This is a genomic window from Kitasatospora sp. NPDC088346 (assembly GCF_044740765.1).
GTDB lineage: Bacteria > Actinomycetota > Actinomycetes > Streptomycetales > Streptomycetaceae > Kitasatospora.
On sequence record NZ_JBIURH010000099.1, the window covers coordinates 1 to 12935 of the forward strand.

At 70.7% G+C, this 12935-nt stretch carries 9 protein-coding genes and 1 pseudogene; 8 read left to right on the forward strand and 2 right to left on the reverse strand.

Annotated elements, in window-relative coordinates; genetic code table 11:
- Positions 1-135 precede the first annotated feature (135 nt).
- Positions 136-681, forward strand: coding sequence for an RNA-guided endonuclease InsQ/TnpB family protein (locus ACIOFR_RS40965; RefSeq protein ID WP_401005737.1), 546 nt, complete (start codon positions 136-138; stop codon positions 679-681).
- Here the strand turns inward: ACIOFR_RS40965 and ACIOFR_RS40970 are convergent.
- On the reverse strand, positions 659-2245 hold the full coding sequence (locus ACIOFR_RS40970; protein ID WP_401005739.1) for an RICIN domain-containing protein: 1587 nt from the start codon (positions 2243-2245) through the stop codon (positions 659-661). The genes ACIOFR_RS40965 and ACIOFR_RS40970 overlap by 23 nt on opposite strands.
- 609 nt (positions 2246-2854) lie before the next feature.
- Here ACIOFR_RS40970 and ACIOFR_RS40975 point away from each other — a divergent pair.
- Positions 2855-3734, forward strand: a pseudogene (locus tag ACIOFR_RS40975) (IS1380 family transposase); the annotation flags it as partial.
- Positions 3735-3961: 227 nt separating this feature from the next.
- Here ACIOFR_RS40975 and ACIOFR_RS40980 read toward each other — a convergent pair.
- Complete coding sequence (locus ACIOFR_RS40980; RefSeq protein WP_401005741.1) at positions 3962-5434, reverse strand: short-chain fatty acid transporter; 1473 nt, start codon at positions 5432-5434, stop codon at positions 3962-3964.
- A gap of 95 nt (positions 5435-5529) precedes the next feature.
- Here ACIOFR_RS40980 and ACIOFR_RS40985 point away from each other — a divergent pair, with 95 nt between their 5' ends.
- The 6 genes from ACIOFR_RS40985 (at position 5530) to ACIOFR_RS41010 (ending at position 12607) form a co-directional block, all read left to right on the forward strand.
- Positions 5530-5805 carry a hypothetical protein gene (locus tag ACIOFR_RS40985; RefSeq protein ID WP_401005743.1) on the forward strand — a complete coding sequence of 92 codons (276 nt, stop codon included), beginning with the start codon at positions 5530-5532 and terminating at the stop codon, positions 5803-5805.
- Positions 5806-7147: 1342 nt separating this feature from the next.
- On the forward strand, positions 7148-8821 hold the full coding sequence (locus tag ACIOFR_RS40990; protein ID WP_401005745.1) for an NPCBM/NEW2 domain-containing protein: 1674 nt from the start codon (positions 7148-7150) through the stop codon (positions 8819-8821).
- Between the two features lie 125 nt (positions 8822-8946).
- Positions 8947-9600, forward strand: a complete 654-nt coding sequence (locus tag ACIOFR_RS40995) for a ferric reductase-like transmembrane domain-containing protein (protein WP_401005746.1) — start codon at positions 8947-8949, stop codon at positions 9598-9600.
- A 63-nt stretch (positions 9601-9663) separates the two neighbouring features.
- A complete protein-coding gene (locus ACIOFR_RS41000) occupies positions 9664-11412 on the forward strand; it encodes an FAD-dependent oxidoreductase (RefSeq protein WP_401005748.1) in 1749 nt (582 codons plus the stop codon).
- Positions 11409-11639 (forward strand): hypothetical protein, encoded by a 231-nt coding sequence (locus tag ACIOFR_RS41005; protein ID WP_401005749.1) that lies wholly within the window; start codon positions 11409-11411, stop codon positions 11637-11639. The genes ACIOFR_RS41000 and ACIOFR_RS41005 overlap by 4 nt, the downstream gene beginning before the upstream one ends.
- A 506-nt stretch (positions 11640-12145) precedes the next feature.
- On the forward strand, positions 12146-12607 hold the full coding sequence (locus ACIOFR_RS41010; protein WP_401005751.1) for a hypothetical protein: 462 nt from the start codon (positions 12146-12148) through the stop codon (positions 12605-12607).
- Positions 12608-12935: the final 328 nt, after the last annotated feature.

Sequence of the window (12935 nt, forward strand, 5' to 3'; positions counted from 1 at the left end):
AGCTTCGATGCGTACGTGACGGGTCGACTCCCGCCTCTCACCCCGCTATGACCTGCGGACTCATACGCTCGCTGGGACTTTGCAACAGCCCTGCGGGCCAGAGCCCGGCGCAAGGTCGCCAAGGCGCACGCCGAGGTGGCCGACACCCGCACGGACTGGCTACACAAGCAGACGACCGGGATCATCCGCGAGAACCAAGCGGTATACCTGGAAGATCTCGACGTGCGCGGCCTCGGCCGTGGCCCTCTGGCCAAGTCCGTCCACGATGCCGGATGGTTTTCCTTCCGCCGTCTCCTTGAGGAGAAGGCCGCCCGGTACGGGCGCGTCATCGGCATCGTGCACCGCGCGTTCCCGTCCTCGCAGATCTGCTGCGAATGCGGGCACCGCGACGGCCCCAAGCCCCTCGCGGTGCGCGAGTGGGCCTGTAGCGCGTGTGGTGTGCTGCATGACCGTGACCTCAACGCTGCTCGCAACGTCCTGGCCGCCGGGCGGGCGGAAAGGCTAAACGCCCCTGGAGGGCCGGTCAGTCCTGGTGTGGTAATCCCACACCAGGCACGGCCCGTTGAACGGGGTACCCTCCGGAACGCCAGCCGTGCGGGGCGCGAGCCCCGCGCCGCAGGCGCGGCCGGAATCCCCCGGCTTCAGTCGGCGGAGGATGTCAAGGTCCCTGGTCGGCGGTGAAGGTGAAGCTGGGGGAGTTGTAGTAGTCGGGCAGTTGGGCGAGGCCGGTGCCGTTGCCGGGTGGATGCCCGTTGGTCCAGTCCTGCGGGCCGAGTACGTGCACGGGGTAATCGCTGGATGGAACAGCCGGGACGAAGAGCAGACGGAACGACGCTCCGTCCGCCTCCGCACGGAACCTCCACCGCTGCACCTCGCGGTCCGAGGAAGGAAGACACGCCGCCTGGACAACCTTGACCGCGTTGCCGCCGCCGGTGGTGCCGTCGAGGCACTTGCCGGTGCCGGTGTTACGCAGCTGATAAGTGTCGTCGCCGGCGGCGATGCGTTCCCAGCGCTGGGACGCGTCGCCGGTGCAGGCCTGGAGCTCGATGAAGGCTCCGGCTGGGTCCCGTGGGCCCGCGCACAGCCCAGCCCTCGTGTTGAGGAGCCGAAAGCCCAGGGGCCGGCTGCTGGGGGAGGGGCCGCGGGAGGCGACGGGGGCGGTGCTCAGCGGAGCGGTGCCCACGGTGGGGGTGTGCGTGTGGGTCGGTGACGCGTCCGCGGTGGGCGCCGCCGCGCCTGCCGGCACCACACCGGGCGGGACTGCGGCGACGGCCGTGGGCGTGGGCGTGGTGCGGTGCGCGTCGCTCTTCGCAAAGGGGGCAGCGACGATCGCCGCGGCCGTCGTCACCGCCACGGCGATACACAGGGCCAGCGCGCGCTTGCGGTCGCGCCGCCGGTCCCCGACGTCGTGCGGTACGGCATGCCCGGCAGTTGCAGCCGTCGGTGACAGTAGGAACGTTCCGCTGCCCGAGACGGTCGCGGTGGCTGCCTCGGGAAGTGGGCCCGCGGGCCACAGCATCAGTGCGGCGTACAGGACGTCCCACTCCCCGGTGTACACGGCCGTGAGTTCGGCCCGGGCCCGGCTGCACTTCCCGCACGTGGCGGTGTGCCGGTCAAGGCTGTCATGGGAGGCCTTGCCCTGGGCGGCGTCGCCCAGCACCGCGGCGAGGTGGCGGCAGGCCCGGTCCGAGGTCTGCGCGAACACCTGCAGGTACGCCTCCCCCAGGCCCCTGCGTGCGATCTCGAATACGGAGGCCGCTACCCCGACAGGGGCGCCCGGCTCCGCGACCCCGTCGATGAGCGCCTGCCACAGAGCCGCTTGCCACGGCTCGGGCAGGCTCCGCAGTGCGCGCACCATAACGGACTTCTCCTCGGCACCGACGGCTGCCCACTCGGGTTCCTCGGCCCCGGGCAGCGACGCGAGCCAAGCGGTGAAGCCGGCCGCCAGGCGCGGTCCGCGGTCCCCGACGGCCCACTGGGTGGCGGTGCGCCGCACCGCGGTCGCCAGGTAGGGACGCCAGGCCGCGGACGGCCCGCCGCCGGAGCGGACAGCGTCCAAGGTCCGGGTGAACGCCTCACTGGTGAGGTGCTGCGCATCCTGCTCGTCGGGGCAGTACAGGCGCGCGTGGGCGAGGACGGCCTCTCGGTGGCGCAGCAGGATCTCGGCCGCCGCTGCCGGGTGGCCCAGACGGATCCGGCGGGTGAGCTCGGCGTCTGCCGTCTCGGGGTCCATGGGCTCGGTCACGTTCTCTCCTGCGGTGTGTCGCTGTCGGTCGTTGTCACGGGCCGTCGCATCTGTGGACGTGGGGCGCAGACGGGACCGGTGGGCCAGGGTGGGCCAGGCCGTGCCGCGGTGCCTGACGGTGTGCGCCTGTCGTGCCCGGCCGCAGCCACGGGTCCTGCTCACACGCGCGCCCGGTAGTGATGTGTACGGGCCTGTCGTGGTCGGCCGGCATCCCGGTCAGGTCTGCCACGACTGGGAGAGTCGGCGCGGCAGAGCCGATAACAGAAAGAAGGCCGGCGTCCCGCACCGTGAGACGGGGGCTTCGGCGCCCTGCAGGTCGACACCATGCGCCTGCCGTGTGTCGACGCGGCAGGCGCCGCCCGGCATGGTGCGCACGCTGATCCTGTCCCTGACCTGCCTGGCTGCCCCCCCGCCACTGCCGCTGGCGGTTGGTCTCTCTGCGGCCTGTGGACCTGGCAGGGCGGTGCGGCGACTTCGATGGGGCCCTGGCCGCCCCCGCGGTGGCGAAGCTGAGGGCACTGCGTGCCGGTGCGGATCCGTCAGCGTCGGCCTCGCGGGGACAGCGCACTCGTCGGCCCGTCCATGCCGCTCCCGCTCAAGCGCCGGACGAAGACGTTCGGGCATCACCCGCTGTTCACGTTGGTCGACCACGGCCGCGAGGGATTTGGAGAGCCGGTCGCCGTGCTGCTGCGGCCGGGGAGCGCGGGCAGCAGCACGGCCGCCGACCACCTCGAGGCGGCCCGCCTGGCTCTGGCCCAGTTGCTGAAGAGGTACCGGCGCGGACGCCGAACCCTGATCCGCATCGACTCCGCCGGCGGAACCCGCGATTTCCTCAACTGGCTTACCGCACGTGGCCGATGGTTGTCCTACTTGGTCGGGATGACCATCACCGACGTCAACCGCAAGGCCGTGCTGAAGGTCCCGGCCTCGGCCTGGACCCCGGCCGTCGAACCCGGCGGCGAGATCCGCCACGGCGCCTGGGTCGCCGAACTCGCAGGCGGCGTCCTCAAAGGCTGGCCGAAGGGGATGCGGCTCATCGTCCGCAAGGAACGGCCCCACCCCGGAGCCCAGTTGCGCTTCACCGACGCCGACGGCATACGCCTGACCTGCTTCGCCACCAACACCACCGGCACCCTGATCGCGCACCTGGAGCTGTGGCACCGCCAGCGCCCGCGCCGAGGACCGTATCCGCGCCGTCCGCGACACCGGCCTGTGCAACCTGCCCCTCCATCAGGCCACCCAGAACCAGGTCTGGCTGGAGATCGTCCAACTCGCGCTCGACCTACTCGCCTGGATGCCCATGCTCGCGCTGACCGGCGACGCTCGTCGGTGGGAGCCCAAGCGCATGCGGCTGCGGCTGTTCTCCGCCGCCGCCCAGCTCGTCACCACCGGCCGCCGCCGTTACCTCCGCCTGGCCCGCCACCGGCCCTGGACCGACACGATCACCAGCGCATCCGCCTGCCTGCACGCCCTGCCGGACCCCGGCTGACCAGCGACATCACCCCATCCCGGCGAGCAGTGGACACTTTCGGGGTCGTGGAACCCGGCACCCATCCGACGCGCCAGTTGGGCCCTCGGTGTCTCTACAGGCAGAAGACCCGGCCCGGACAAGCAGAAACGGCCCGCCAGCCGAGCTGACGAGCCGTCATGCAGGATTGAGGTTGGACTCAAAACACGGCCTCTGACCGGCCCAAATGGCGAACCGCTGCTGGAATATTAGGGGAAGGGGAGTGTGCGGGCGAACACGGTGACGAGCAGCAGTACGGCGGGGAAGAGAGCGAGGAACATGGCGAACGTGTACCCCATGATGTCGCGCGCCTTCAGCCCGAGGATCGCAAGCGTGGGGAGCATCCAGAACGGTTGCAGCAGGTTGGCGCTGGCCTCGCCGAGGTCGTACACGACGACCATCCACCCTTGGTTCACATGGAGTTGGTTGGCCGCCCCCAGGACGTAGGGTGCCTCGATCACCCACTTGCTGCCACCGCTGGGCACGAACACCCCGAGGCCGCAGCTGTAGATCGCGATCACGGCCGGGTAGAAGAAGTCGTTCGACACCGACACGAGCCAGTCGGCGATGGTCTTGTGCAGGCCGGTGTAAGCGATCATGCCGAAGATGCCGCCGTACAGCGGGAACTGGAGCAGGACACCAGAGGCCGCGGGTGCACCCTCCTTGACGGCGCGGGCGAGGTTGGCCGGCCGCCAGTGCAGGATGAGCGCCAGCAGGATGAGGATCAGGTTGATGGTGTTCAGGTCCAGCGCATTGAGCGGATTGCCCGCAGCATTCGCGAAACGCCGTGCGAGGTACCATGCGCCGAATGCGAACAGCAGGATGGCGAAGACCGGGCTGTACTCGATCCACTCGCCCGGCCGGGTCCGCCGGCTGTCGTGGCGCTGCTCGTCGAGGCGAGGGCCCAGGTCGATCCCGAGCTGTTCCGCGGTTTTCGCACGTTCTGGTGTGGGTGCCAGGAACCAGGCCATGCCAACAGCGATGACGAAGATGATCGCCGTTGCCACGATGCCCTGCCACATGAAGATGGTGTCGGTGAGGGGGATCAGCCCGCTGCCGCGGCCCTCAGCGATGACTTTTTGCACGGGCGGTGGGCTCGATGCGGCGCTGGCCACCTGCAACGCTGCCGACCCGGACAGGCCTTGGGCCCACACCGTGCCGAGGCCGAGGAAGGCCATCGCGCCGAGTGCGCGGTAGTCCACGCCGGGGACTCGGCGTGCGACCTCCTTGGCGAGGATGGCGGTGAAGATGAGGCTGAACGCCCAGTTCGCGTAGGCGGTGAGCATGGCGACAGCGGCAGTGAACGCGATGGCGCCACGCGGTGTCCGGGGCAGGGCCGCCAGTCGGGCGATCAGGCGCCCGACCGGCGGGGAGACCGCGACAGCGTAGCCAGAGATGATGATCATCGCCATTTGCAGGGTGAACGTGATGAGGGACCAGAATCCCTGTCCCCATGCGTCAATCAGGCCGAACCCGCTCGTCGCCGCAGGGTTGGCCGGAACGCCGAGCAACTTCTCACCGGACACGAGTCCGAATGCGAAGATCAAGAATGTGCCCACCAGGACGAAGCCCAGTGCGTCGGGCAACCACTTCTCGGTGAGAGCGGTGAATCGCAGCGCCAGTCGGGCGAGCCAGTTTTCATTTGCTATCGAGCCAGGAGCCTTGGGTGCTGTCGTGGTCATGGGGTTCCTCTGTTCTTCCCTGCAGGTCGACGGGCCCGTGCCGCGACAGCGCGGGCAGTGTGCGGACGGTCCTGTTCCCGACGGACCAGATCTGCGTGACTGGCGCCGACCCGTTCGCTTGCGACAGGGCCAACCTGGTCCCGAGGATCGGCTTCAGCGGCGCACGGATGGGCGGCGAGGTCGGCAAACGGGCCATCGAGGACTACGAGAAGGCTGGGCTGGAACCCCGCCGACACCTGTGTCCGGCGGGCGGACGGACCCGCCGGACACAGCACGTGAATGGGACGCTCGCGGCACGGGCGAGGTGGGTCCCACTGAAGCCGACGAGAATCCTCGAACACCTCCAGGCAGACAAGGGCCTCAACGTATGAAGTCGGTGGTGGCGGGATTTGTCCGTCCGGCCCGTTCGGCGCAACTCTGTACCGCAGACGCCGCGCTGTAAGGTGAGGGGACAGACACCGAGGCCGACGCCTGTAGCAAGGTGGGCGACGGCCGGCAACCGCGCTGGCAGCTTTGCAGCTCACCGCCAGTGCGCAGAGTTTCCAGCACGCAAGGGCACAAGTCAACGGGCGATCCGCATGGATTCGCATGGGTCGTGCGAGCCCTATGGAAGAAGATCCAGTCGACGAACTCGCTGAAGCAGGTCAACCTCGAGATCAAGGCCTGGCCGATCCGGCGCCGGCGCTCTGCAGGCTCGGCGCAGTACGGGGATCGTAAGGTCCAGAGTCCCGGCATGGGCGCTGAGCGTCTTGGCGCGGCCGACCGTGCGAGTTCGAGTCCGTCCGCCGAGCGTAGCGACTCCAGCGCACGCAGTAGGTCAGACTGGGCAGAGCCATCGCGCATCTCCCTCGTTGAACTACCCTTCAAATAATGAGAGTTGAACGGTGGCTTCTTCATGTGCAGGGAGCAGAGGACCCTCGCTGGTGTGCGCCCCGAGGGCGAGCCCGCGTACACCTCAGCCTTGATCGGCTACACCACTTTCGGGGGACACGACCCGGGCCTACGAGGTCCTGGACACCACGCGACCGAAGTGGGGGCCAATGCGGTCGCTGTGCGCGGGCGGTCGTGGCCGAGATGTGTGAGGGGACCGCTCGGCCGCGCGCCCTGCCGAGACCGTCGGCTCGGCACTGACGCGATACCTGCCCGGCTCATAGACAGGTGGCGGAACAGGTGATTGCACGCGGGCGCCGAGCCCACACACCGGGGAATGCTGCTGATGTCCCTCATCGGACCAGGGATCCCGTTGACGCGTTCCAGAGGCGGCCGCGGACCGTGCCGCCGGGATGCCCGTGGTTGCCAGCGGGGAACAGGAGACCGACTAGGGGAACGATGACCTACCCTCGAGCGCCGCAGACGGCCCCGCCCGACCCCTGCGAGCACTGTCTCGACCCGACCGATCTGCAATGACGCGCCATTTCGGCGACCGGCGATCCCCTGAAAGTCCGCGGAACCTTAGGACTCCGTCAGCGGCTTCTGTTCACGTGGAGGTTGCGGGCTGAAGCCCTCCTACGATAATTCGCCTCGGGCGCAGGCCAAGCCGGGTGCACCAGGCCCGTCTGTCCGCCAGCCGATTCGAGGATCACGTCCCGGCTCCCGGTCTTCCCCCTGCTCCGGAAGGGCTGGCGACGCCCGGGCGTACCGCAGATGCCCTCGCGGTGCGCCCGGCCCTTCGCAGGACACGTTCGTGTCCGCAATCCGGAATGAGTGTGCACCGTGGCCAGTCACCGTCAGAAGAAACGCCGCCGCGTCGTCGTCGGCCTCGTCGCCGCTCTCGGCGTGGCGGGAGGCGGCGCCGCGATGCTCGCCTCCACGGCGGCCGCCGGACCCACCCCCGGCACGTACACCTATTACAGCTTCCCGTCGGGCACCGGCAGCCTGAAGGACGTCACCTGGACGACCACGCCGCAGTTCGACCCCGGCTACACGGCGAACATCTTCTGGAGCCACCAGTTCTCGTTCGACAACGGCCAGGGCGCCTACTTCGGCATGCAGAGCAACGGCGGCCAGAAGCGAACGCTCCTGTTCTCCGTGTGGGACACCGACGGCGCGAAGAAGGGCCCCGACAGCACCTGCGAGGCGTTCGGCGGGGAGGGCGAGGGCCAGCACTGCCAGGCGCACGTGGACTGGACGGCCGGCCACACCTACAAGTTCAGCCTCGCCCCCAAGGGTGACGGCTGGTTCACCGCCACCGTCACCGACGCCACCACCAACACCAGCACCGAAGTCGGCACCATCAAGGCGGCCAAGGGCAGGGTGGCGACCGGCATCAACTCGGGTGGCATGATCGACTGGACCGAGTACTTCGAGTGGAGCCAGTCCCCGTCCAACTGCTTCAACCAGCCCGCCGCCGCAGTCACCTTCGCACCGCCCACCGGCAACGGCGGCACGGTCACCGCCAAGGTCTCCGGCAGCAGCGTCAACGGCACCTGCGGCTCGGCCGCCAAGGTCGAGACCACCGCACAGGGCTCCGTCCACCGCACCGCGACCGGCAACAGCACCCGCGGCCTGGTCCGCAACGACCAGAAGTGCCTGCGCGCACCCGGCGGCGGCAAAGCCGCACTGTCCGACTGCAACACCACCGCCGCCGACCGCGCCTGGGTCTACTCCGCCGACCGGACCCTGCGCCTGAGGTCCGACAACTGCCTCACCGCGAACGGCCCCGCCACCGCCGCCGGCGCCTGCCAGGGCGACAGCAAGGCCCAGGGCAAGGTCACCGACCCCGCCAAGCAATGGACCTACGACCCCACCGCCAAGACCTTCAAGAACAACCAGTCCGGACTCTGCCTCACCGCCGCGGCCGACACCACCACCAGCACCAAGGACTGCACCGGCACCCCCGACCAGAAGTGGACCCTGCCGACCACCGGCACCGCCGATCCCACCCCCGTTCCGCCGACCCCCACCCCCGTCCCGCCCGTCCCGCCGGTGCCGCCGACCACCCCGCCCGGCCGCACCAGCTCGCTCACCGACTCGGCCTGGACCGCCGCCACCAGCGGCTGGGGCCCCGCCGAGAAGAACAAGAGCAACGGCGAACAGGCCGCCGGCGACGGCCGCACCCTCACCATCCGCGGCACCGCCTACCCCAAGGGCATCGGCGCCCACGCCCCCAGCACCATCACCTACGACCTCGCCGGCACCTGCAAGACCCTCACCGTCGACGTCGGCCTCGACGACGAGACCCACGGAAAGGGCTCCGTGAGCTTCGAGATCTACCGCGACACCACCAAGGTCGCCGACAGCGGCACCCTCACCAGCAGCTCACCCGTCCAGCACCTCACCGCCGACCTCACCGGCGGCAAGCAGCTGCGCCTGGTCGTCACCAACGGCGGCGACGACATCAACCACGACCACGCCGACTGGGCCAACCCCCAGCTCACCTGCGGCTGACCCCCGGCACCCCCTTGCGGGCCGTGCCCGGGACCTCCCGGACACGGCCCGCACTCATCTGCCACCTCATACCGGCCCCTGCCCGGCGACTGCCGCCGCACCGAGCGGACACGAGCCAAGGACCCATGACCATGACTGCTGACGCGATGCGGCCCAGCGCGCCCGTCCCGGGCTCCCCGCTGGACGCCTACCTCCGGCACGTGACGTACGACGACGGCGTCCACCACCTGGCGCGGCTGACCGCGCTGACCGCCTACGCCCTGACGGTGTCCGCAGTGGTGCTCGGGGTGGTCCTGCGGATGCGGTACTTCCATCGGGCCGTCAACCGCGCCACCGTCTACGGCGCCCACATGACCACCGCGCTGTCCGCCCTGATCTTCGGCGCGATCCACGGGCTGACCTTCCTCTACCAGCCGGTATGGCGTATCGGCGCCGTCGAACTGGCCGTCCCTTTCACCGGCGACCTCCAGCGCGTCCCGGTCGGTCTCGGCATCCTGGGCACCGAGCTGGCGATCGCCGTCGGCTGCTCGGTGTGGCTGCAGCGCCGCCTCGGATACCGGCGCTGGCTGAAAGTCCATCAGCTCGCCTACGCCGCCTTCGGACTGATCTGGCTGCACGTCTTCACCGTCCACCCGGAGCCGAGGCACCTCGACCCGGTCGCCCTGACGGTCGCCGTGGGTGCCGGCACCTGCCTGCTCGCCTTCACCATCCGGATCATCCCCTCGCAGTCCAGACTCCGCGCGGGCTCGTTCGCCCGCCCCGCGGACGCAAACCGATGACCGGCGAGATGCCGCCGGACGCACAGACCTTCGACCGCGTGGGAAGAACACCGAGGTGAGACCTTGAACGCCCCCAACCCGCCGTCGTGGGCACCGCCGCAGCCGTTCTTCGACGAACCGGCGTCGACCACGCCAGGCCTCGCCACCACCCCGCAGCACGCCCACCCGCTCCCCCGGCCGGCTCCACTTCCGCCCCCGCCGCCCCCCTCGGAACCCCTCCCGCTCCCGACACCGGGCCCGCTCCCGGCGCCCGCCCTGCCCGAGCCGGTGGCGGAGAGCGAGCCCGTCCGCGTCAGCGTCGACAACAACCGCTGCCACATCTACGGCATCTGCCAGCAGGAGGCCCCCGAGGTCTTCCGGATCTCCGACGGCGGGTCACTGCACTACACGGCGACGGTGCCCGCCCCGCTCGCCGCCCGGACCCGGCAGGCCGCCCGCTGCTGCCCGATGCAGGCCATCGCCGTCCGCCGCGCCGGCCCCGCCGGCGCCCTCGCGACGCCCCGACGCCCGGCCCCCGCCCCGGCCCCCCGCACGAGCGGCGCCCCGGCCAGGATCGTGGTCGCCGGCGCCGGACCGGCCGGCCTGAGCGCGGCCGCCCGCCTGCGCGCCCGCGGCTACGACGGCGAACTCGTCATCATCGGCGACGAACCCCACCGCCCGTACAGCCGACCACCCCTGTCCAAGCAGTTCCTGACAGACGGACTCGACCACGAGGACCTCCTGCTCCGCACCGACGACGACCTCGACGCCCACTGGCTGCTCGGCTCACCCCTGATCAGCCTCGACCCCGCGGACAAGACCGTCGTACTGCGCGGCGGCGAACACCTGCGCTACGACGGCCTGGTGATCGCCACCGGCGTCGACGCCAGACGGCTGCCCGAGACACCGCTGCCCAGCGACCGGATCCGCACCCTGCGCACACTCGCGGACGCGGCCACGATCCGGGAGGCCATGCGCGCGGCCCGAGCCCGGCACGTGGTGATCCTCGGCGGCGGCTTCGTCGGCTGCGAACTCGCCTGCACCACCCGCGCCCAGGGCATGGACGTCACCCTGGTGGTCCAGGGCACCGCGCTGCTCGGCCGGGTACTGGGCGGCGCGCTGGGCGCCGTGGTGGAGGGCATCCAGCGCCGCGCCGGCGTCGACGTACGGCTGCGCACCCGGATCACCGACTGGACCGACACAGGCTCCGGACTGCTGCTGCGCCTGGACGACGGCGAGACGGTCGAGGCCGACTTCGTGGTCCTCGGCCTCGGCGGCGTCCCCCGCACGGACTGGCTGAACGGCAGCGGGCTCGACCTGCGGGACGGCGTCCTGTGCGGCACCACGTGCCACGCGACGGACGCGGCCGGCCGGCCCGTCCCCGGCATCGTGGCGGCCGGGGACGTCGCCCGCTGGCCCAACCCCCGGTTCGACGACACCCCGCGCCGCGTCGAACACCTCATCCACGCGGTGGAGATGGGCCAGCACGCAGCCGACTCGCTGCTGCGCGGACCCGAGGACGCGCTCGCGTTCACCCCGGTACCCCGGTTCTGGTCCGAGCAGCACGGGACGCGCCTGCAGGCGGTCGGGGCTCCGGCCCTGGGGGAACGGATCGAGATCGTCGCGGGGTCGATCCGCTCCGAGCGGTTCGTGGCGGCCTATCAGCGCAGCACCCCGCAGGGCGCCCAACTCGTCGCGGCCGTGGCCTTCGACATGCCGCGCGAGCTGATGGACTACCGGGACCGGATCGGCCTCACCCGGACAGTCACGGCGCCGACCCGGGTGCCCCACCCGGCCCGGACCCGCCCCGCGGGCAGGCGCAGACGCCGATGAAGCACCGACGAAGACACCGGCGCCTCAGCGCACCCCCGTCCTACGGCGGCTCGGTCCGCGAGCTGCTCACCCTGCCCGCGCTCCTGGGGGTCCGCTGGCTGTGCATCCTCGCGGTCATGGGTATCGCCACAGCCCTCTACGCGGGGGTGCTGCTGACCGCGCCCCCGATGCCCCCCACCCAGGTGCCGGCCCGGCTCGACGCCGCCACCAACCTGCCAGGCGGTTGACGGCTCTCACGGCAAACCCCCCCTCACCGCACGGCCAGGACAGCCGCCCCGCGGACGCCCGAGGCCCTCCCCTTGGCGGGCGGCCACGCCGTGTCCGCCACCCCCGAAAGCCGTATCCCCTCGACACCGTCACCGACGAGGTGGCGTGACAGTCCAGCCCCGTAGGAGCCGGACCCGCATCGGTATCGACTCGCACCTGGGAGCCATCCATGCCTGATCAACAGCCAGCACCGCGCAACAGCGCGCAGCGAAGGGCGAGGCGCCGCCGCAAGGTCGGCCCTGTCCCCGCCATCGCGGCAGGCACAGTGGCAATTCTGAGCGTCGGCCTCCTCGTGGGCATCGGCTTCGCGAACCGCGAAGACGCCACGGCGACCACCACGTCGGGGGCCGCCGTGCCGACGTCACCCATGGAGACGTCAGCCTCGCCGTCCCCCGGCTCGGCCGACCCTTCCTCCGCCCCGCCCGCGGCGGCCTCGCCCTCGGAGGCCTCGGCATCTCCCTCAACCGTGACGCCTTCCTCGGCGCCGTCGGACGGGAGCAAGGGCAAGGACCTCCGGCCGTCGACCGCCGCACCGTCTCCGGCGCTCTCGCCGACACCATCACGCACCACTCGGCCGCCGGCCCCGATCCCGGCAGGACTGACGGCCGACGAGTCGAAACTGCTGGACCTGCTCAACGAACGACGCAAGGCGATGGGACTGGCGGAGGTGCACCCCAGGAGCAACGAGATCCAGCAGGCCGACGCCTGCACACAGAAGAACCTGGCGAACCACACCCTGACCCACTGCGGCTACGAGGTGCTGTACAAGGGAGGCAAGGGCACCACCCCGGAACAGCTCATCGACGCCTGGTTCAACAGCCCCAAGCACAAGGAGGCGCTCACCCACGCCACCTCCCGCAACGCCGGCCCGTCCATCGCCACCGACAGCGCCGGCACCCTCATCGCCGCCATCAACATCGACTACTGACAGCGACGACACGCGTGATAGTCCCGCTGAGGAACCCGAGCCGTCCTCTGCCCGACGCCCCGGACCGACCGGTCGGATCTGTCGGCTCGTCAATGGACCATCCCGCATGCACGTGCGGACAGGCGGGCTTGGCTTAACAGCGCCTCTGCCTGTCGCGCTCGCCGGCGCTGCGGCCGGTCGACGCCGATGCTGGCCGACCGCAGTGGTGCCGTTCTCCGGGTCTGTACGGTCATCGGCTCTGGCCCGTAATCGGGATGCTGTTGGTGATCTTCAAGTGTCGTGGGTTCGAGTCCCGTCACGCAGTTGCCTGCACAGGCGCGTGAAGCGG